We start from the raw sequence: 20,565 nt of genomic DNA on the forward strand, positions 1-20,565 counted from the left end.
CCGCACAGCCGATTACTGTTTCGGCACGCGCATGAACGAGGAAGGGACAATAATGACCGACAACAAAACAGCCACTCTGACAGTTAATGGTGAAACATACGAGTTGCCGGTTCATTCGCCGACCGCAGGGCCCGACGTAATCGACATCCGAAAGCTCTATGGTCAGGCTGGTGTGTTTACCTATGACCCCGGTTTCACTTCGACCGCCAGCTGCGACAGCACCATCACCTATATCGACGGTGAAAAAGGCGAGCTGCTGCACCGCGGCTATCCGATCGACCAACTGGCCGAGAAATCTCACTTCCTCGAGGTTTGCTACCTGCTGCTGTACGGAGAGCTGCCTGTCGCCAAGGATCTGGAAAAGTTCGAAACCACGATCACCAAGCACACCATGCTGCACGAGCAGATGCAGTATTTCTATCGCGGCTTCCGTCGTGACGCGCACCCGATGGCAATCATGGTGGGTGTTGTCGGCGCGATGTCGGCCTTCTACCACGACTCGACCGATATTTCAGACCCGCGCCAGCGCGAGATCGCCTCGCACCGTCTGATCGCCAAGATGCCGACCATTGCGGCTTGGGCCTACAAGTATCACACCGGTCAGCCCTTCGTGTATCCGCGCAACGACCTGGACTATGCGTCGAACTTCCTGCGCATGTGCTTCAGCGTTCCGGCTGAAGAATATGAGGTCAACCCGATCCTCAGCCGTGCAATGGACCGCATCTTTACCCTGCACGCCGATCACGAGCAGAACGCCTCGACCTCAACCGTGCGTCTGGCGTCGTCCTCGGGTGCAAACCCGTTCGCTTGCATCGCAGCTGGCATCGCCTGTCTGTGGGGACCGGCGCACGGTGGCGCTAACCAGGCATGTCTGGAAATGCTGGAGGAAATCGGCTCGGTGGATCGTATCCCCGAATACATCGCCCGCGCCAAGGACAAGGACGATCCGTTCCGCCTGATGGGCTTTGGCCACCGCGTCTACAAGAACTTCGACCCGCGCGCCAAGGTAATGAAGCAATCGGCCGACGAAGTGCTGGATCTGCTGGGCGTCGAAGACAACCCGAAACTGCAGGTCGCCAAGGAACTTGAGCGTGAAGCGCTGGAAGATCCGTATTTCGCCGAAAAGAAACTGTTCCCGAACGTGGACTTCTACTCGGGCATCATCCTCGAGGCGATGGGCTTCCCGACCTCGATGTTCACCCCGATCTTTGCCCTGTCGCGCACTGTTGGCTGGGTCAGCCAGTGGAAAGAAATGATTGCCGATCCTCAGAACAAGATCGGTCGTCCGCGTCAGCTGTATCTGGGCGAGACCATGCGCGACTATGTGGACATCGAAAACCGCTGATCGCTGCGATTGAATGCCAAAGCCCCGGACCTACGTCCGGGGCTTTTTTGTTACAGCAGGCTCAACTGATCGCCAATTTGGGCTGGGCGGGCAAACAGATCGCATTGCAATGGCGGTGTGCGCGTCGCCAATCCCAGACGTTTGACCGCCAGCGCGAACCGCTTGGCAATCAGCCCCGCATACTCACCTTCGCCGCGCATCCGGTGACCCCAGCGCGGATCATAGTCGCGGCCGCCGTGCATTTCGCGCAGCTTGGACATGATCTTTTCGGCTCGCGCGGGCTCGTGATCCTTCAGCCAGTCCTGCCACAGGTCCGACACTTCGCGCGGCAGACGCAACATGATCCAACTGGCGGCATCGGCGCCTGCGTCCCTGCCCGCCTCTAGCAGATGCTCCAGTTCATGATCCGTGAGCCCCGGGATCACGGGGGAAGTCATGACCCGCACCGGCACTCCCGCTTCGGTCAGGCGGCGAATGACGCCCAACCGCCGTCGAGGCGACGGCGCGCGTGGCTCCATCCGGCGGGACAGATCCGCATCCAGCGTGGTCAGTGAAATCCCCACTCGGACCAATCCTTCGGCCGCCATAGGTGCCAGAATATCCAGATCCCGCTCGATCAAAGCTCCCTTGGTAACAATGCCGACCGGATGTCGGAACTCTTGTAAAATCGAAAGGCAATCTCTTGTTATCTTGCGGTTTTTCTCAACCGGCTGATAAGGGTCCGTATTGGTTCCTAAAGCGATAGTCGCCACTTTGTAGCCTTTGGACGAAAGCTCTCTGCGCAGGATATCAGCCGCGTTCGGGCGAGCGATCAGGCGGGTTTCGAAATCTAAACCCGGCGACAGTCCGAGGTAGGCGTGAGTCGGGCGCGCAAAGCAATACACGCAACCATGTTCGCACCCGCGATACGGGTTGATGGATCGATCAAATGGCAGGGCCGGCGAGCGGTTATAGGTGATCAGGCTGCGTGCGACCTCATCCCTGACATCGGTTCGCAATGGCGGGGTATCCTCTTCAATCTCCCAACCGTCATCGCAGGGCACGGTGTCGAATTGCTCGAACCGGCCTGCTGTGTTTGTGACGGCCCCCCGGCCCCGGATATGCGGTGCAGACATGCTCGTTCCCGTTATGTTCTCGCTCAAGATATACATACCATTGCGTGATCCGACAAGCAGGCCTTACAGTTTCGCGTAGAATTCAGCCACTTGGTCCCGGCAAGACAGGCGGCAACGGAAAATGAACAGGATGCAGGATGATCTTGCAGAAAATTCTGTCGAGCCGTGCAAAAATCTGACGTATAGGTCGGTCTCGAAACCACTGAGGTCGCAATCGTCACAGTCAAACTGCGGCGATTTGGCCAAAACGGCAAAAATGCCACCACGGGCCGATGGTCCGCACAGCTCAGGGAAGCGCCCCATGTCCGACGAAGAAGACATCGTCCTGTCCGAACTCAACGACGAAGAACTTGTCGAACAGATGTTCGACGATCTTTACGACGGTCTGAAAGAAGAAATCGAAGAAGGTGTGAACATCCTGCTGGAGCGCGGATGGACCCCCTATGACATCCTGACCAAAGCTCTGGTTGGCGGTATGACCGTTGTTGGCCACGACTTCCGCGACGGCATCCTGTTCGTCCCCGAAGTTCTGCTGGCCGCGAACGCAATGAAGGGCGGCATGGCTATCCTCAAGCCGCTGCTGGCCGAAACCGGCGCACCGCGCGTTGGTAAGATGGTCATTGGCACCGTGAAGGGCGACATCCACGACATCGGCAAGAACCTTGTTTCGATGATGATGGAAGGCGCCGGTTTCGAGGTTGTCGACATCGGCATCAACAACCCCGTCGAAAACTATCTGGAAGCGCTGGAAACCGAAAAGCCCGACATTCTGGGCATGTCGGCCTTGCTGACCACGACCATGCCCTACATGAAGGTCGTGATCGACACCCTGGTCGAGCAAGGCCTGCGCGAAGAGTACATCGTTCTGGTTGGCGGCGCGCCGCTGAACGAAGAGTTCGGCAAAGCGATCGGTGCAGACGGTTACTGCCGTGACGCAGCCGTGGCCGTGGAAATGGCCAAGGACTTCGTTTCGCGCAAACACAACCAACTGGCCGGCTGATCGGACACGTTAGACTGTTCAGGGGCCGTCCGGTTATCGGGCGGCCCTTTTTTGTTTCTGCAAGCCACACTATCTGTCGCATATCTTCCGAGGGGCACCCAATGCAGCAGGACAAATTGCCGGACGATGCCAGCCTGACGACCAAGGGCTACGCTTCTGACACGCAGGGGCAGATTCTGCTGTTGGCCTGCGGCGCGCTTGCGCGTGAGATTCTGGATCTGAAGCGACGAAACGGCTGGGATCACATAGCCCTGACCTGCCTGCCGGCGATTCTGCATGTGCACCCGGAAAGGATTACTCAAGCGGTTCAGGACGCGGTCGCCAAGCATCGCGATCAGTACGACCAGATTTTTGTCGTTTACGCCGACTGCGGCACCGGCGGTCTGCTGGAAAAAGCCTGCGCGGAATTGGGCGTCGAGATGGTCAAAGGTCCCCACTGCTATTCCTTCTTCGAAGGAAATCAGGCCTTTGAGGCCCGGGGCGAGGATGAGACCACCGCCTTTTACCTGACCGATTTTCTGGCACGGCAGTTCGATGCCTTTGTCTGGAAACCCTTGGGACTCGACCGGCACCCTGAACTGCGTGACATGTATTTTGGCAATTACACCAAGCTGGTCTATCAGGCACAGATCGACGATCCGGACCTGACCGAACGCGCTCGTGAATGCGCCGAGCGGATGGGGTTGGAGTTCGAACGCCGCTTTACCGGTTATGGCGATCTGGAATCCACCCTGACTGATTGGGCAACCCGCAAACCGGCGGATTGATCCGCGTCAGGCGTTTTCCTGCGCGACGTCTCGGATGCGTTCGATCATCGCCCGCAACCCGTTCGAGCGCTGCGCCGAAAAGTGATCGTTCAGGCCCAACCGCGCCAGTTCACCCCCTGCGTCCACCGTGGGAACCTCGGCGACCGGCAGGCCGTTATACAGCGACCGCAAAACCGCGATCAGCCCCCGCACGATCAATGCGTCGCTGTCACCATCGAAACGAAAGACACCGCCTTCGATGATCGGGTGCAGCCAGACTTGACTGGCGCAGCCATGAACCTTGGTGGCTGGTACCTTGAGCGCGTCATCTAGCGGCTCCATCGCCTTGCCCTGATCAATGACGTGGCGGTACCGGTCTTCCCAGTCCTCCAGAAACTCGAAATCCTCGACGATTTCTTCAAAGGCAGGCGTGGCCATGTTGCGGCGGTCCTTTTGTTGCGATCACATCTGTGACCTATGCCTCCAACCTGCGCCTGTCCACCCCCAAGCGTGGCTTTTCAAACAGAGGATTTTGCGATAACCCATTGCAGGAATTACTGCTCTGGACGTCTGCATCATGCAAAAATCGTTTACTGTTCTTCTGGTCGCCGCCCTGACCCTCTCTGCCTGCAGCAGTTGGAGGGACTCTCGGGCGAACCCGTCCAACTGGTTCGGGTCAAGCACGTCGGTTGATCCGGCTGAAACGGCGATAAATGATGCGGATGCTCTGGTACCGGACAGGAGAGAAGGCGGCGGGCTGTTCTCTCGCCCAGAGCCCGAGGATATAAGCGTTCCAATCGCGAAAATTGATGAGCTGAGGATCGATCCGACCGCCAACGGGGCGATAGTCTACGCCGCCGGTACGGCCGCCCGGCAAGGGGCCTATAACGCTCGGCTCGTACGAGTGGACAGCGAAGAGAACCAAAAAAACGGCGTTCTGGAATTCACGTTCCGCGTAGACTATCCCGAAAAGCCAACCAATCAGGGAACCGAGCGTTCACGCATGGTTTCTGATGCCATCAACGTCAGCCGGAAAGATCTGAAGAACACCCGACTGGTTCGGGTCGTGGGGCAACAGAACGCACTGGAATCCCGGCGCCGCTAACCGCGCTTATAGGGATACAACCTTGACGCTCTGACCCTTAGCGGCCAGTGCAATTTTACCTTCGCACAGTTTCAGTGCGTCCTCGCCGAACACCTCAAAGCGCCAACCCGACATTGCAGGAAGTTCCCGCTCACCCGCAGCGATTTGATCCAGTTCCGAACTTGTGGCGATCAACTTTGCCGCGACGCCCGAGCTTTCGGTTTTAGATTTAAGCAGCACGCGCAACAAATCCGCCAACGCTGGATTTACCTTCAGCTTGTCACGACTGTTATCAACGCGCGGCAACTGGTCCGCCGGGCAGTTCACGCCTTTCTTCACGGCGGTCAGAATGCCCTCAGCAATCGCGCCCTTCCGCGCCTCGCGCAAAAGCAGGCGCGAGCCACCCAGATCGGACGGCGATTTGGGCTTGGTCGAGGCCAATTCGATCAGCGCGTCATCCTTGAACACCCGGCTTCGCGGGACATTGTTTTCCTGCGCATAGGCCTCGCGGAACTGCGCCAGTTCGCGCACCACGGCCAGGAATTTGGCGGAATTCGTCCGGGTCTTTACCCGCTTCCACGCATCCTCGGGGCGAACGTCATACGTCGTCGGTTGGGTCAGAATCTGCAGTTCTTCAGCGACCCAATGGCTGCGCTGTGACTTTTTCAGCTGTGCAGCAAGATGTTCGTAGATCTGGCGCAGATGGGTCACATCGGCCAACGCATAGGTCTTTTGCGCGTCGGATAATGGCCGCCGGGACCAGTCGGTAAAGCGCGAGGTCTTGTCGACACCCTGCTTACAAATTTTGCGCACCAGCGTTTCATACCCCACTTGTTCGCCAAACCCACAAACCATCGCAGCGACTTGTGTGTCGAACAGCGGATTAGGAAATACACCTGCCTCGACCCAGAAAATCTCTAAATCCTGACGGGCGGCGTGGAACACTTTGACCACGTTTTCGTTGCCGAACAACTCATACAAAGGGTCCAAAGACAAGCCATCGGCCAGAGGATCGACTAAAACCGCGCTGTCTTCACCTTCGGACGGAACTGCAAGTTGCACCAGGCAAAGCTTAGAATAATAAGTTCGTTCACGCAGAAACTCAGTATCTACGGTGACATAGTCGTATTCCGCCGCGGCCTTGCAGAAATCGGCCAGCTCTTGCGTCGTTGTCAGGGTTTTCATGCGCGGTGCTATTCTTGCTCTTGTTTTCTTCGGCTGTTCGTAGGTTCCGTACCTAGCCGTAATGCGGACCATAGGCCGAATATGACGCGTGTGTAAATCACCCTGCGAGGATCAGGGCAGCAGCACTGGAGTCCGATCACCATTGGCGTAACGGCGCAACACTGCGGGGTATAGTTTATGCTCCCACACCAATACGCGCGCGGCCAGTTCTTCCGGCGTATCACCGGGTTCGATGTTCACGCGCGCCTGTCCAAGGATCGGGCCATCATCCAGCGCCGCCGTCACCTCATGAACAGAACATCCGTGTTCCGCATCCCCGGCCTCGATAGCGCGGGCGTGGGTGTTGAGGCCTTTGTATTTCGGTAAAAGCGAAGGGTGGATGTTCAGCATCCGCCCCTGAAAATGTGAAACGAACTCGCCGGTCAGAACCCGCATGAATCCGGCAAGGCAGACGATATCCGGTTGCGCCCGTTCCAGTGGTTTCAGCAATTCAGCTTCAAACGCCGCACGGTCGCCCTTAAACGGGCGATGGTCCACCGAGGCCGTCGGAATGCCGCGCGCGGCGGCCTTTTTTAACCCACCCGCCTCAGCGTCATTCGACAGAACCAAGCAGGGACGCGCCGGGTGGTCTCCGACCATGCTGTCGACCAGCGACACCATGTTGGACCCACCGCCCGAAATCAAAATCGCGACGCGCTTGTGGCTCACAGCAGCTGGCCCGAATAGGCCATAACGGGGGCGTCAGTGACGGTACCAAGACGTGAAACCGTCTCACCAGCCTCAGACAGCAGTGCGCCCAGTTCGTCGGCGCGGTCTTCGGCGCAGACAACAATCATGCCGATGCCACAGTTGAAAGTCTTCAACATCTCGGCCTCGGCAATCCCACCGGTTTCAGCCATCCAGCGGAATACGGGCGGCAGGTCCCAGGCATTCAGGTCGATCTCGGCGCCCAGCCCCTCGGGCAGTACGCGCGGCAGGTTTTCCGTCAAGCCGCCGCCAGTGATGTGGGCCAGCGCATGCACGCCCCCTGCCCGGATCGCCTGCAGTGCAGGTTTGACGTACAACCGAGTCGGGGTCAGCAACGCCTCGCCCAAAGAACCGTCGCTAAACGGAGACGCCGCATCCCAGCCAAGACCCGAAATCTCAACCAGTTTGCGCACCAGCGAATAGCCGTTGGAATGCACCCCGTTCGAAGCCAGCCCCAGCAGAACATCACCCTGCTGGACGTCTGCAGGCAGATGCGCGCCACGTTCCATTGCGCCAACAGAGAACCCGGCCAGATCAAAATCACCATCGGGGTACATGCCGGGCATCTCGGCGGTTTCACCACCGATCAGGGCGCAGCCGGACTGCACACAGCCCTCGGCAATGCCTTCGATGATCCGCGCTGCGGTGTCGGTATCCAGCTTGCCGGTGGCAAAATAATCCAAAAAGAACAGCGGTTCGGCGCCCTGACAGATCAGGTCATTGACACACATCGCCACCAGATCAATGCCCACACCGTCCACTACACCGGTATCAATGGCGATCCGCAGTTTGGTGCCCACGCCATCAGTCGCGCCCACCAGAATCGGATCCTGATACCCGGCATCTTTCAGATCGAACAGGGCACCAAATCCGCCCAGCCCGCTCATCACGCCCGAGCGGTTGGTTCGCTTGGCCGCAGGCTTGATCCGGTCGACCAGAGCGTTTCCCGCATCAATATCAACACCCGCATCGGCATAGGTGATTCCGTTCTTGCCCGTCGTCATGGCCAGCCCCTCATGAATGGTTCCCGCGCGGGTTAGTCGATTGTGCGCCTTGTTGCAACGGTCAGGCTTGACGCGGGCGTTCACCGTGGTACTCAAAGCGCTCAGGCGGGCCTGTAGCTCAATTGGTTAGAGCAGAGCGCTCATAACGCTTTGGTTGCGGGTTCAAGTCCTGCCGGGCCTACCAAATCCTCGCCTTTTGTGACGGTCTTACCGATCCGCGAAATCGCTTCGGTGCTTGCGTCATCTCCCCAAATCGCTTTCCTTTTTGATCTGAAGGAAATGCAAACAAGGGCAACAGGACATGGTTGAGACGATCCGGCCCACAACCCGCATAGCCGTGATCGTTGCGCCCAGCTTCAACATGTCGGCTACTATGGGCTTTATCGATCCGTTTCGGGCCGCCAACTACTTGGATGGCCGCGCCTATTTCAAATGGGAGTTCGTATCTGAATCTGGTGGTCTCTGTATATCCAGCAACGGTGCAGGAATTGAGACCAAGGCGCTGACTGACCTCAGCCCCGAGCGGCCCGACATCGCAATCGTCTCGACCAGTTGGAATCCCGAAAAACACCTGACCGACAGGCTGGGCGGTACGTTGCGCCAATGGGCACGATCAGGCGCGACATTAGGTGCCTTGGACACAGGCGCGTTTGTACTGGCGCAGGCTGGATTGCTGAAAGGTCGGCGCGCGACTGTTCACTATGAACATATCGACGCCTTTCAGGAGCTTTATCCGGATATCGAAGTGGTCGAGAACCTCTATGCGCTGGATGGCAACCGAATCACCTGTTGCGGTGGCGAGGCCTCGGTAGATTTTGCGCTGCAGATATTGCAGGGAATACATGGCAGCGCGCTGGCCAATGCGGCAGCGCGGTATATCTTCCATGACCGCCTCCGCGGGCCCGTCTCAATGCAGCAACCCGAAGGCAGTGAACCGCTGGGAACTTTGGTACCGGCCACTTTGAAAACGGCCATTCAGGTAATGGAAGCCCATCTGGAAAACCCCTTGCCCATCCCTGAAATCTGCCAACACGTCGGGATCTCACATCGTCAACTCGACCGGCTATTCGCAATTTACATCAAGAAAACCCCTGCTCTCTATTATCGCGACATCCGGCTAGATCGCGCCCGTGGTTTAGTCACGCAGACCGATCTACCAATTGCTGAGGTCGCTATCGCGTCGGGGTTTGCCAGTCAGGTTCATTTCAGCCGGTCCTACAAGGATCGCTTCGGATTACCGCCTAGTCAGGACCGGACAGAGGGCCGCGTGCCGTTCGAATACCGCGCCTGGCCAATGCATCGGAAACCAAAAACGTGAGCCTACTGCATGGCGCAAATAGTTAAACTGCTGGCGTAAAAAGTTTAGCGTCTCAGCACGTTTCCGGGGATCATACCTCCAGCAAGCCAACACTCCGGGCCAAACCCGGACGCGTCATGTGGAGCCCCGAAATGAGCGCGCTACCCTCCAAAGAGCAATTCGACCGGATTTCCGACGGGTTCAGCCCTGACCCGTCCAACACCCAATCCCTGAAGGCCGAGGCCTATGTAGATCCGGCGTGGCATCAGGTGGATTTGAACGGAATACTCGCCAAAACGTGGCAATGGGTGTGCCATGTCGAAAAGCTCCGCGCGCCCGGGTCTTATGTGACGGTAGAGATTGCCAACCGCCCGATTGCAGTGGTGCGCGACCGCGAAGGCGCGCTGCGCGCCTTCTACAACGTCTGCAAACACCGCGCCCATCACCTGTTGTCTGGCGAGGGCGAAACAACTCGCATCATGTGCCCCTACCACGCCTGGGTCTACAAGCTGGACGGCCAGTTGGTTCGCGCGCCGGAGACTGAAAGCCTGACCAACTTCAGCACCAAGGAGATCTGCCTGGATCAGGTGCAGGTGGAGGAGTTCGCGGGCTTCATTTATGTCAATCTTGATCCGGACGCGCGGCCTCTGCGAGAACTTTCCGGCAATCTGGAGACTGAGATTCGCCACTGGGCACCAGACATCGAAAACCTGACCTTTGGCCACCGCTTGACCTATGACATCAAGTCGAACTGGAAGAACGTCGTCGACAATTTCCTCGAATGCTACCACTGCCCGACCGCCCATAAGGACTTCTGCGATCTGGTCGACATGGATACCTACAAAGTGACCACCTATGGCATCTATTCCAGCCACATGGCCGAGGCAGGCAAAGGCGCGAACACCGCCTATGACGTGTCGAACGCGACCGTGCGAACCCATGCCGTGTGGTGGCTGTGGCCCACAACCTGCCTGATGCGTTATCCGGGGCGGTCGTCGATGATCGTGCTGAACATCATCCCAATTGGACCAGACCGGACTCTGGAGACTTATGATTTCTTCCTAGAAACCCCTGAACCGGACGAGGCAGAACTGGAAGCGATCCGCTATCTCGACGAGGTGCTGCAGCGCGAGGATATCGACATCGTCGAAAGCGTGCAGCGTGGCATGAGTACACCTGCTTTTACGCAAGGCCGCATCGTGCATGACCCGAACGGCTCGGGCAAATCCGAACACGCGGTGCATCACTTCCACGGGCTGGTGCTGGACGCCTACGCGCAGGCAGCGCCGTGAGGCGGCCGAATATCGTTGTGGTCATGGCTGACCAACTGGCGCCGCATTTCTGCGGTGCTTACGGCCATCCAACGGTGAAAACGCCCCACATGGACGCACTGGCCGCGCGCGGGATGCGGTTTGATGCAGCGTATTGCAATTCGCCGCTCTGCGCACCCTCGCGCTTTGCCTTCATGTCCGGGCAATTGATCAGTCGGATCGCAGCCTATGACAATGCAAGCGAGTTTCGCGCCTCGGTGCCCACTTTTGCGCATTACCTGCAGGCCTTGGGTTACCGCACCTGCCTGTCGGGCAAGATGCATTTCATCGGCCCCGACCAGAAACACGGGTTTCAGGACCGGGTGACCACAGACATCTACCCTTCGGACTTCGCCTGGACCCCAGATTGGGAGGCCCCGGACGAGCGCATCGACAAGTGGTATCACAACATGCAGACGGTCAAGGAAAGCGGCGAGGCCATCGCCACCTTCCAGACCGATTACGATGATGAGGTCGAATTTGCTACCCGCCGCTGGCTGATTGACCGTGGGCGCGACCGGGCTGCGGGCGATGAGGCTCCGTTCTGTCTGGTCGCCAGTTTCATTCACCCGCATGATCCGTATGTCGCCAAACCGGAATGGTGGAACCTTTATTCGGACGACGACGTTCCGATGCCAGAATTCACCCTGACGCCCGAGGAACAGGACCCGTTCTCGCGCCGCGTGATGGACGGGATCGAGGCAAGTTATGTCCCTCTGACCGAACAGGAGGTCCGCCGCGCCCGCCGCGCCTATCTGGCCAATGTCAGTTACTTCGACAGAAAACTGGGCGCGATGGTCAAAACCCTTGATGAGATCGGAGAGCTGGACAACACCATCGTCATCGTCACCGCCGATCATGGCGACATGCTAGGCGAGCGTGGGCTGTGGTACAAGATGAACTTCTTTGAGCACTCCGCCCGCGTGCCGCTGATCATGACTGGACCTGGCGTCGCACACGGCGCCGCATCAAACGCCTGCTCACTGCTCGATCTGTTGCCGACATTCGTGGAAATCGCTGGGGGCAGCAAGGCGATGTTCGGAGAACCCGTGGACGGCCGCTCTCTGATGCCGTTGGCGCGCGGAGAGGTTGATCCTGTGGACGAAGCCATTGGCGAGTATTGCGCTGAGATGACACCCTACCCTGTCTTCATGATCCGCAGCGGGCCATTGAAATACATCCACTGCGACCCTGACCCGCCCCAGCTGTATGATCTGTCCATTGATCCACTGGAAAAAAGGAACCGCGCGACGGACCCAGACTACGCGGATCATGCCTCACACTTCGCGACCCGCGTTTCACAGCGCTGGGACAGTGAGAAGCTACGCTCGGACATCATCGCGACGCAAAAATCCCGCCGCGCCCTGCATGTCGCAATGGAGGCCAATCCGGGGGAAAGCTGGGACTACAACCCGCCACGTGATGCCTCTCAGGACTATGTGCGCAATCACGTGGACTGGACTGTTGCGGCCAAACGCTATCGCTATCCACCATTGAAGGAAGTCAACGAATGATGCTGAAAGGCAAAACCGCGCTTGTAACCGGCGGGCGAGGAGGGATTGGGCGCGCTATCGTGGCCCGGTTTCTGCGCGAGGGAGCGCGGGTCTATGCCGCCGACCTGACCCCCGAAGGGTCTCTGGCCGCGCATGACGACGACGGCAGCATCTTTGTCAAACTGAACGTGACACAGGAAGCGGACGCCATTGCGGCTATGGAACAAGTCGCACAGGACACGGGCCGGTTGGACATTCTGGTCAACGCCGCAGGGATAGAGATCGAAAAGACCATCGAGGAAACAACACTAGAGGAATGGAACCTGTGCTTCGCGGTCAACGTCACCGGCACCTTTCTGACCTCGAAACATGCGCTGCCGCTGATGCGGAAGGCAGCGAACAACAGCACGGCGTCGATCATCAATTTCGGCAGCTATGACGGGTTTATCGCAGATCCCGGTCTCGCCACTTATTGCGCCACAAAAGGCGCGGTTCATGCGCTGACCAAAGCGATGGCCTGCGATCATGGTCCCGAAGGTATCCGCGTGAACGCCATCTGCCCCGGCTATGTCGACACCCCTATGTTGCAGAGCTTTTTCACCGGTGATGGCTCAGGCGGTGGCGGTAAAACTATCGATCAGTTGCAGCAGGCCGTGCGCGATGTGCACCCGATGCGCACCTATGGAACGCCGGACGACATCGCCAATCTGGTCAACTGGCTAGCCTCGGACGAGGCGCGGTATGCCAGCGGGCAGCTATGGGTTCTGGACGGCGGGCTGAGCGCGCAGGTTCAGCAGATGAAGCTGTGAGAATTCCGGGCCGACGGGGGAAGACATGCAGACAAAGATGCTGATCAAAGGAGAGATGGTCGCCGGCAATGGCGAGGCACTGCCGGTTTTGGACCCGGCCACGGGTGAAACCGTAGCGCAGATGCCCGAAGCCACGCCTGAACAGGTCGAGGCTGCGACGCGCGCGGCGCATGAGGCGTTTGAAACCTATCGCCTGAGCACGCCCTCTGAACGGGCCGTGTATCTCAACGCAATTGCCGAAGTGATCGAAGACAACATCGAGGAACTGGCCGAACTGGAGACGCTGGACGTCGGCAAACCCTGGCCCATGGCCCAGGATGAGGAAATGCCGCTGACCATCGACACGTTCCGTTTCATGGCTGGTGCCGCGCGTACCATGACCGGATCGGTCGCCGGGGAATACGCGGCGGGCCATACCTCGATGATCCGCAAAGATCCAATTGGGCCTGTCGCCTCAATTGCACCGTGGAACTATCCGCTGATGATGGCGGCATGGAAGATCGCAGCCCCGTTGGCGGCGGGCTGCACCATCGTGATGAAACCTTCCGAGATCACACCTCTGGCGACGTTGCGGCTGGCGGAACTGCTGGCCGATGTGCTGCCCAAGGGCGTGCTGAATGTGGTGCATGGCCAAGGTGCCTCGGTTGGCGACACACTGATCAACGACCCGCGGATCGAGGGGATTTCGATCACCGGCTCGCCCGCCACCGGGATGGCAGCGATGCGGGCGGCCTCGAACCAGATTCGCCACGTGCATCTGGAGCTTGGAGGCAAAGCCCCGGTTATCGTTTTCAACGATGCAGACATCGAGGCGGTGGCGGAAACAATCCGCTACGGATCATTTTTCAATGCGGGTCAGGACTGCGCCCAGCCCTGCCGGGTGATGGTGCAAGACGGTGTGTACGACAAGCTTGTTACCGCCGTCTCGGATCAGGTCAGCCAGATCAGGATCGGCGCGCCCAGGGCCGAGGGCGCCGAAATGGGCCCTATCGTATCGGCCCCCCAAAGGGATCGCGTCTCAGGCTTCGTCGACCGCGCACGTATCAGTTGTGAGATCGCCGTAGGCGGACAGATCGAAGATGGTCCAGGATTTTTCTACCAGCCGACCGTTGTGGCCAATGTCGACAACGATGCCGAGATCGCGTGCAGTGAAATCTTTGGCCCGGTCGTCACCTTGTCGCGTTTCTCCGAAGCCGAAGACGCCCTGAGGATCGCCAATGCCGGACGCTATGGTCTGGCCTCGTCGGTCTGGACAAAAGACATCTCGACCGCGATGAAAATGACCGCTCAGCTACGGTATGGGATGACCTGGGTGAACACGCATGGGATGCCTGCAGCGGAAATGCCTTGGGCCGCAATGAAGGGTTCCGGCACCGGCTGTGACATGTCGGTCTATGCGCTGGATGCCTATACCTCAGTGCGGCATGTGATGGTGGCACACTGATGCGATTGGCTGGGAAACGAGCACTGGTGACCGGTGGCCGCCAAGGTATCGGGCGCGGTATTGCCGAGGCCTTCCTGCGCGAAGGTGCAACCGTCACGACCTGCGGGCGGGGCCCACGCCCGGATGGGCTGACGGACAGCGTGATTTGGTTTCCGCTGGATGTCACCGACGCCGCCGCTGTCGAGGAACTGGCGATTGCGACCGACGGGACAGACATTCTGGTTAACAACGCAGGCGTTCAGGTTGAAAAGACGGTGGCCGACAGCACCGACGCCGATTGGGACGCGGTGATCGGCACCAATTGCCGGGGCGTTTTCAACATGTGCCGCGCCTACATCCCAAGGATGCCCGAAGGCGGATCAATCATCAATATCGGCTCAATCTCGGGTCAGGTCGCCGACCCTTCGATGGCGTTGTACAACGCGTCAAAGGCGTTTTTACATGGGTTGACCCGGTCGATTGCGGTGGATCATGGCCCACAAATTCGCTGCAACGCGATCTGCCCCGGCTGGATCGAAACGGGAATGCTGGACGCCGGTTTCGATCTGGCAACCGACCCCAAGGCCGCGCGGCAGGACGCTCTGGCCCGCCACGCCACGCGCCGCTTTGGAAGACCCGAGGATATCGCCAGCATGGCGGTCTGGCTGGCTTCGGACGAGGCCGGATTTGCCACCGGTCAATTGTTCACCGTGGATGGCGGCCTGACGGCGGCCTCTCCTCTCAGTCCGGGGTTATTCTGATGGAGTTCTCACACACCGCCTGCCTAGGCGGCGGCACCATTGGTGCCAGTTGGGCAGCACTGTTTCTCGCCTCGGGGCGTTCGGTGGCAGTGTTCGATCCAGACCCGGACGTTGAAGGTAAGGTGCGGGCTTATATCGAAACCGCTTGGCCCACGATGACCGAGCTCGGGCTGACCGCGCAGGGCGCCCCCGACGCCATCACGTTTCACAGCAGCGCGGCCCAAGCGGTCGAAGGAGCGGCCTTCGTGCAGGAAAACGTCCCCGAACGCCTGCCGATCAAACACGCCACCTTTGCCGAGATTGAGCCAGCTTTAGCCCCCGATGCCATTGTTGCCAGCTCTGCCTCGGGGCTGACCCTCAGCCAGATGCAGCCGGGGTGGAACGACCCTGCGCGGTTCGTTCTGGGCCACCCGTTCAACCCTCCGCACCTGATCCCTCTGGTCGAGGTTCTGGGCAACGCGCGCACCGCCGATGGCGTAGTTGACGCGGCTGAACGTTTCTATCAGGCGGTTGGCAAAACAACGATCCGCCTGCACAAAGAGGTCCCGGGCCATGTCGCCAACCGCCTTCAGGCCGCGATCTGGCGCGAGGCGATCAGCCTCGTTGTTTCGGGCGTCGCCTCAGTCGAGGATGTGGACAAGGCCGTCTGGGCCGGACCCGGCCTGCGCTGGGCGGCCATGGGACCGACCATGCTGTTTAACCTTGGCGCAGGTGAAGGCGGGCTGCAGGCTTTCTGCGACCATTTTACGGACACATTCAACGGCTGGTGGGACGATCTGGGCCAGGTTCATCTGACCGACGAGGTCACCCGCGTTCTTACGCAGGGGGTCGAGGCCGAAGCCGCAGGAAAATCCCCGGCCGAACTGGCCCGGTCGCGGGACGCCCTGATTGTCGCCATGCAAAAGTCGGTTGCAGGATTGCGGTAATCGCCGCAGCATCAGCGCCCGATGATGATATCCGCGCAGAGCCCACCCAGACGCTCGCTCTTGCTCAGTCGCAGCACACCGCCGTGCGCGCGCGCGATATCCGAAACGATGGCAAGGCCCAGCCCGACACCGGTGCCCTGATTCTGATTGCGCGCCGGATCGAGGCGCGAAAAGGGTTTCACCGCCTCGGATCGTTGTTCCGGTGGAATGCCCGGCCCGTCATCCTCGACCCGAAAACGAACGGATTTGGGCGTGATCGACAGGCTGACATCAGCACGCTTGCCGTATCGCACCGCGTTTCCGATCAGATTCTCCACCGCGCGCCGAATGGCGGTGGGCCGAAGCATGGCCGTCCCCTCGCCTTCAACCGAGATCAAATCGGCCTCATACCCGGCTCGACGCGCATCCTTGACTATCTGTTGCAGCAAAGCCTTAGGCTCAACGGTTTCCGGGGCTCCTTCGGCCGCACCTCGCGAGAATTCAAGGAAAGCGTCCAACAGCAACTGCATCTCGTCAACGTCTTGTTGCAGGGGCGCGGCTTCATCCTCGGGCAGCATCGAAAGGCCCAACTTCAGGCGCGTCAAAGGGGTTCTGAGATCGTGGCTCACCCCCGACAACATCATTGTGCGCTGCTCCATCTGGCGCTCAATCCGGGCGCGCATGTCCAGAAAGGCGCTACCCGCCGCACGCACCTCAATGGCCCCGCCCGGCGAATACGGCACTACCCGGCCCCGCCCAAAGGCCTGCGCCGCCTCGGCCAAACGGGTGATCGGACGCAATTGATTGCGCATGTAGAGAAACGAAATAGTGGTCATTATGACCGCGAAAAAAAGCATCGTCACGATCAACTGATGCGGAGCTACCGGCGACAGTCGGCGGCGATCAAATGTCAACTGCAACATGCCCAGGTCAGTCTGCATGTAAACACGGGCCTCTTGTCCGCTGGGTAATGCCACTGTTTCCAAGTCCGGTAACTGAGCCTGCAGATCGTTTTCGACCTGCGGCGCGATGAAATCGTACCAGCGGCGGTGCCCGATCACGGGCTCTTCGTGTACACCGAGAAACCGCGCCGTCATTTCCAGTGCCTGCAAATCAGGTTGAACCGCCGTCAGCGCCTGTTGTTGCGTTTCAGTTGCGTTCACAGCATCAACCACAAGCATTACTTCGCGTGACGCCGCCCGCGTCATTTGCGCGGTAACGTCCTCCAAATGTTTCTGCAGGAACGCGACACCAACCACCAACAACAGGACGACGACTGGTAGAACCAGTATCAGCGCAGCACGGGCATAAAGGCTGCGCGGCATATAGGGTTTGAGCCATTGCGTCGACATGCGCTAAACCTAACGGGCTGTTACGACAAGAGAAAGAGCACAGAATGCAGGCTCCTGACGATTTCAACCCGCCCGCCGGTCCCGCCATTGAGCTACAACCGGATCTGCGTCGTATTCTGGCCCCGAATCCTTCGCCCATGACATATCGCGGCACAAATACTTACCTGTTGGGAACCGATGATCTGGCTGTCATTGATCCAGGGCCGCTTAATGGCGTGCATCTGGAGGCGATTCTGGACGCAGTCCAACCAAACCAGCGCATCAGTCATATTATCGTCACGCACAGCCATCTGGACCATTCTCCTTTAGCGCGCCCTCTAGCCGAGCGTACAGGCGCACCTGTCTTGGCTTTTGGTGGCCCCGAAGCGGGGCGCAGCGCGGTGATGACCGAACTGGCGCAAGGCGGATTGGTGGGTGGTGGCGAAGGCATCGACACCGCATTTCGTCCGGATATTGAACTACCCGACGGTGCGATAATTGACGGCGGTAGCTGGCAGCTTGAAGTGATTCACACCCCCGGACATCTTGGCAATCACATCGCTTTGGGCTGGGGCGAGGTTTGTTTCACCGGCGATCACGTCATGGGATGGGCAAGTTCGCTGGTTTCACCCCCGGACGGAGACCTGACGGATTTCATGGCCGCCTGCCATCGCCTGGCCGCGCGCGACTGGGCAGTTTTTCACTCAGGACACGGTGCGCCGATTCCCAACCCCGCCGAACGGCTGGAGTGGCTGATTAAACACCGCCTGACACGTGAAGCGCAGATTCTGGCAAAGCTGGAGGACCAACCCGGAACAGCCAGAGATCTGGCTGAACGCATTTATGTAGATACCCCAACTGCGCTTCTACCCGCTGCAGAAAGAAACGTTTTAGCGCATCTGATTGATCTGGTTGGTAAATCCTTAGTGGCAACCGATGAGATTTTATCCTCCTCGGCCCACTTTTATAGACAGAACTGAGTCCGTCGAACTTTTTTATGAAAACGTCACATTCTCCTCTGGACGGCGAAAATTGGGATTGTTATACGCCCCTCAGTTCCGGCGTAGCTCAGCGGTAGAGCAGTTGACTGTTAATCAATTGGTCGTAGGTTCGATCCCTACCGCCGGAGCCAAATTTCACAGACTAAATCAAATATCTAGTTGAAAACCTCACATTCAAATGAAGGAATGTAGGTCCATGCTGCTAGTTTGTTGCCACGAATGAGGCAGCAATGAAGTGATAACAGCTCCCAGAAAAGCAACCACCCAGCCAGCAATTATCTGTTATCGATAGACTTCAAGGCGGACCAAAACGGTAGATCAATTGAACGTAGACTACCCCTAAGCTTATTTTACAGCACCTTTCGCGAACGTCCGAAATCGAGATAAAGTGGTCGTTTACTGCCGCCCGACCGAGGGGCTGCTATGCGGGACAAAGCCGACCATGCTTACCAAAACCTCCTGCATAAAATGGCAAACTCTGGGACTAGTTTGGGAGTGGCCCGAGGCCGCTTAACTTGACGATCTCCGGCGGCAATCTGGGTCGCCGCCTTCACAACATCAGATTATCAACGAGCAATGATCCTAGCTATGATTGCAGCTGAGACAGTTAGCGTCACAATTGGAAAGTTGGATTCCTTGAGAGTTACTACTCTAGATTTCTCACAGCTTGTAATAGCGTGCACTCAAATCGCTTGAGCGATGGCCGCGCTGTCGGACCGTAATCTCCAACTTTGTTTCGCAACTCCGGAAAAATCTCTAAAATCTCGCCCCGTGTGTCCTTTTCCAGCCTATTGATCACGTAGTGCCCAGGGTGGAAACTCTCCGAAAGTGCATCTTCGGCTAAGATGATCTCGTGTTCTTCAAACAATATGTGAAAATATTCTACTTCGGTCGCGGGGTACTGATAGATCGTATCGCAATTCACAAGGTGCTTTGCTGCTGCAAGAACACATTGCTGACCGAAAAAGAGTTCTGCCCGCCATCCACAAATTAACATGCGATGCTGTGGGGACACCACCAGATCTCTTGACGGTTCGTTCTTGCCCAATGCGCCCGCTCGAATGCAAATCGGCCGTAGTTTTGGATTCAACCTCAGATCAACGGCAGTGAGTTTTCGCGAACCGATCCATCGAATTGGTTGAAAACCGTGATCCATTGTTTGGACCAAATCACCTGCTTGTAGAACCTCAATTGGCCGTTTTTTTGTGTCGGTTTGAATAAGCGTTCCCGATACAAAGCACGGTATGATGTAATCGCCCCGGTCAAGGTCACCTTCCTTGATTGTATCCGGCGGAACGTCCACTACTCCTTCAGGAGTGAAAACCTTCCATTGACCTGTACTGGGCCCAGTACTTGGAATGGTCTCTACCACTATCCAAGTGCTAGTGCCGTTTGTGTATGTGCCATTGAAAGCGCCAATAGTAACTCCGTTTTCAAGGATTGGCTCCCCGAACTCGAAGACATCGTTTGCGTTGCTATCGGTGAGAACTCCGTCTGTTGAGTCAAAAGAACCCTGCTTGTAGTTCGAGCTGTTTCCGGCCTCGTCGTAAATAAATGAAGATGTGAAGTCTAAGGACGCCAATTAAACGCTCTCACCAAGCAGGATATATTGATGTTTGAATGATATATCTTTTAGCTCTCATATCAAGTTTCCGAAGGCCAGCGACACTTCTGCTCGGTGAATTGTTTTGTGCCCAACCGCTGCTCATATTTCTTTGGGAAGCTCGCGGATCAAACCGGAAGCATACTGCGGCACCAGATCTTCAGTCTCGCACCGACCGCTTTGGGCTCAAAGAAGCCGTTGGCTGTGCTGTATAGGAAGGTCCGCTTTGAGGCGCTGCTGAATCAGATGTGAGGCCGTGAACTTTACCCACCAAAAAAGCTTTTTGCATCTAGACCTCCACTTTGACTGTTGATACACGCTCCCTCAGTTCCGGCGTAGCTCAGCGGTAGAGCAGTTGACTGTTAATCAATTGGTCGTAGGTTCGATCCCTACCGCCGGAGCCAAA

The 20,565-nt window shown here is 58.0% G+C and carries 19 protein-coding genes and 3 tRNA genes; 15 read left to right on the plus strand and 7 right to left on the minus strand.

The features are described from left to right. Positions 1-52: 52 nt before the first annotated feature. Positions 53-1,345 carry a citrate synthase gene (gltA, locus tag GOW98_RS21080; RefSeq protein ID WP_170335748.1) on the plus strand — a complete coding sequence of 431 codons (1,293 nt, stop codon included), beginning with the start codon at positions 53-55 and terminating at the stop codon, positions 1,343-1,345. A 50-nt stretch (positions 1,346-1,395) separates the two neighbouring features. On the opposite strand, the gene GOW98_RS21085 is transcribed toward gltA, so the two are convergent. After that, positions 1,396-2,460, minus strand: coding sequence for a PA0069 family radical SAM protein (locus GOW98_RS21085; RefSeq protein WP_170335750.1), 1,065 nt, complete (start codon positions 2,458-2,460; stop codon positions 1,396-1,398). A gap of 301 nt (positions 2,461-2,761) precedes the next feature. On the opposite strand from GOW98_RS21085, the gene GOW98_RS21090 reads away from it, so the two are divergent. Both GOW98_RS21090 and GOW98_RS21095 read left to right on the plus strand, forming a co-directional pair. Then, positions 2,762-3,460 carry a corrinoid protein gene (locus tag GOW98_RS21090; RefSeq protein ID WP_170335752.1) on the plus strand — a complete coding sequence of 233 codons (699 nt, stop codon included), beginning with the start codon at positions 2,762-2,764 and terminating at the stop codon, positions 3,458-3,460. 101 nt (positions 3,461-3,561) lie between these two features. After that, a complete protein-coding gene (locus GOW98_RS21095) occupies positions 3,562-4,227 on the plus strand; it encodes a DUF1638 domain-containing protein (RefSeq protein ID WP_170335754.1) in 666 nt (221 codons plus the stop codon). A gap of 6 nt (positions 4,228-4,233) precedes the next feature. Here GOW98_RS21095 and GOW98_RS21100 read toward each other — a convergent pair whose 3' ends face one another. Beyond that, complete coding sequence (locus GOW98_RS21100; protein WP_170335756.1) at positions 4,234-4,644, minus strand: SufE family protein; 411 nt, start codon at positions 4,642-4,644, stop codon at positions 4,234-4,236. A gap of 139 nt (positions 4,645-4,783) precedes the next feature. On the opposite strand from GOW98_RS21100, the gene GOW98_RS21105 reads away from it, so the two are divergent. Continuing rightward, on the plus strand, positions 4,784-5,311 hold the full coding sequence (locus GOW98_RS21105) for a hypothetical protein (RefSeq protein ID WP_170335758.1): 528 nt from the start codon (positions 4,784-4,786) through the stop codon (positions 5,309-5,311). 6 nt (positions 5,312-5,317) lie between these two features. Here GOW98_RS21105 and rnd read toward each other — a convergent pair whose 3' ends face one another. The 3 genes from rnd to purM all read right to left on the minus strand — a co-directional run bounded on the left by rnd (position 5,318) and on the right by purM (position 8,226). Next, positions 5,318-6,475, minus strand: a complete 1,158-nt coding sequence (rnd, locus tag GOW98_RS21110) for a ribonuclease D (protein WP_170335760.1) — start codon at positions 6,473-6,475, stop codon at positions 5,318-5,320. Positions 6,476-6,586: 111 nt separating this feature from the next. Further along, the gene (gene purN / locus GOW98_RS21115) at positions 6,587-7,183 is read right to left on the minus strand and encodes a phosphoribosylglycinamide formyltransferase (RefSeq protein WP_170335762.1); all 597 of its coding nucleotides are present in this window, start codon (positions 7,181-7,183) and stop codon (positions 6,587-6,589) included. After that, positions 7,180-8,226 (minus strand): phosphoribosylformylglycinamidine cyclo-ligase, encoded by a 1,047-nt coding sequence (purM, locus tag GOW98_RS21120; protein ID WP_170335764.1) that lies wholly within the window; start codon positions 8,224-8,226, stop codon positions 7,180-7,182. The genes purN and purM overlap by 4 nt, the downstream gene beginning before the upstream one ends. Positions 8,227-8,333: 107 nt before the next feature. Between purM and GOW98_RS21125 the strand changes: the two genes are divergently transcribed. The 8 genes from GOW98_RS21125 to GOW98_RS21160 all read left to right on the plus strand — a co-directional run bounded on the left by GOW98_RS21125 (position 8,334) and on the right by GOW98_RS21160 (position 16,245). Further along, positions 8,334-8,410: transfer RNA gene (locus GOW98_RS21125), tRNA-Ile, on the plus strand. A 117-nt stretch (positions 8,411-8,527) separates the two neighbouring features. Next, a complete protein-coding gene (locus GOW98_RS21130; RefSeq protein ID WP_170335766.1) occupies positions 8,528-9,544 on the plus strand; it encodes a GlxA family transcriptional regulator in 1,017 nt (338 codons plus the stop codon). Between the two features lie 131 nt (positions 9,545-9,675). Continuing rightward, a complete protein-coding gene (locus GOW98_RS21135; protein WP_170335769.1) occupies positions 9,676-10,815 on the plus strand; it encodes an aromatic ring-hydroxylating oxygenase subunit alpha in 1,140 nt (379 codons plus the stop codon). Further along, positions 10,812-12,347, plus strand: a complete 1,536-nt coding sequence (gene betC, locus GOW98_RS21140; protein ID WP_170335771.1) for a choline-sulfatase — start codon at positions 10,812-10,814, stop codon at positions 12,345-12,347. The genes GOW98_RS21135 and betC overlap by 4 nt, the downstream gene beginning before the upstream one ends. Then, positions 12,347-13,135, plus strand: coding sequence for an SDR family NAD(P)-dependent oxidoreductase (locus tag GOW98_RS21145; RefSeq protein WP_254438102.1), 789 nt, complete (start codon positions 12,347-12,349; stop codon positions 13,133-13,135). Before betC ends, GOW98_RS21145 begins: the two co-directional genes overlap by 1 nt. A 25-nt stretch (positions 13,136-13,160) precedes the next feature. Further along, on the plus strand, positions 13,161-14,579 hold the full coding sequence (locus GOW98_RS21150) for a gamma-aminobutyraldehyde dehydrogenase (protein WP_170335775.1): 1,419 nt from the start codon (positions 13,161-13,163) through the stop codon (positions 14,577-14,579). After that, positions 14,579-15,319 carry an SDR family NAD(P)-dependent oxidoreductase gene (locus tag GOW98_RS21155; protein WP_170335778.1) on the plus strand — a complete coding sequence of 247 codons (741 nt, stop codon included), beginning with the start codon at positions 14,579-14,581 and terminating at the stop codon, positions 15,317-15,319. The genes GOW98_RS21150 and GOW98_RS21155 overlap by 1 nt, the downstream gene beginning before the upstream one ends. Further along, positions 15,319-16,245: a 3-hydroxyacyl-CoA dehydrogenase NAD-binding domain-containing protein gene (locus GOW98_RS21160; RefSeq protein WP_170335780.1), complete on the plus strand. Its 927-nt coding sequence runs from the start codon at positions 15,319-15,321 to the stop codon at positions 16,243-16,245. The genes GOW98_RS21155 and GOW98_RS21160 overlap by 1 nt, the downstream gene beginning before the upstream one ends. 11 nt (positions 16,246-16,256) lie before the next feature. Here GOW98_RS21160 and GOW98_RS21165 read toward each other — a convergent pair whose 3' ends face one another. Then, the gene (locus GOW98_RS21165) at positions 16,257-17,576 is read right to left on the minus strand and encodes an ATP-binding protein (RefSeq protein WP_170335781.1); all 1,320 of its coding nucleotides are present in this window, start codon (positions 17,574-17,576) and stop codon (positions 16,257-16,259) included. 44 nt (positions 17,577-17,620) lie between these two features. Here GOW98_RS21165 and GOW98_RS21170 point away from each other — a divergent pair, with 44 nt between their 5' ends. Next, positions 17,621-18,535: an MBL fold metallo-hydrolase gene (locus GOW98_RS21170; protein ID WP_170335783.1), complete on the plus strand. Its 915-nt coding sequence runs from the start codon at positions 17,621-17,623 to the stop codon at positions 18,533-18,535. Positions 18,536-18,612: 77 nt separating this feature from the next. Next, positions 18,613-18,687 (plus strand) — tRNA-Asn (locus GOW98_RS21175). Between the two features lie 515 nt (positions 18,688-19,202). Here the strand turns inward: GOW98_RS21175 and GOW98_RS21180 are convergent. Beyond that, positions 19,203-20,138 (minus strand): Hint domain-containing protein, encoded by a 936-nt coding sequence (locus GOW98_RS21180; protein ID WP_170335785.1) that lies wholly within the window; start codon positions 20,136-20,138, stop codon positions 19,203-19,205. 350 nt (positions 20,139-20,488) lie between these two features. On the opposite strand from GOW98_RS21180, the gene GOW98_RS21185 reads away from it, so the two are divergent. Next, positions 20,489-20,563, plus strand: a tRNA-Asn gene (locus tag GOW98_RS21185). Positions 20,564-20,565 lie beyond the last annotated feature (2 nt).

This window comes from Ruegeria arenilitoris (assembly GCF_013032445.1).
In the GTDB taxonomy this organism is placed as follows: domain Bacteria; phylum Pseudomonadota; class Alphaproteobacteria; order Rhodobacterales; family Rhodobacteraceae; genus Ruegeria; species Ruegeria arenilitoris_F.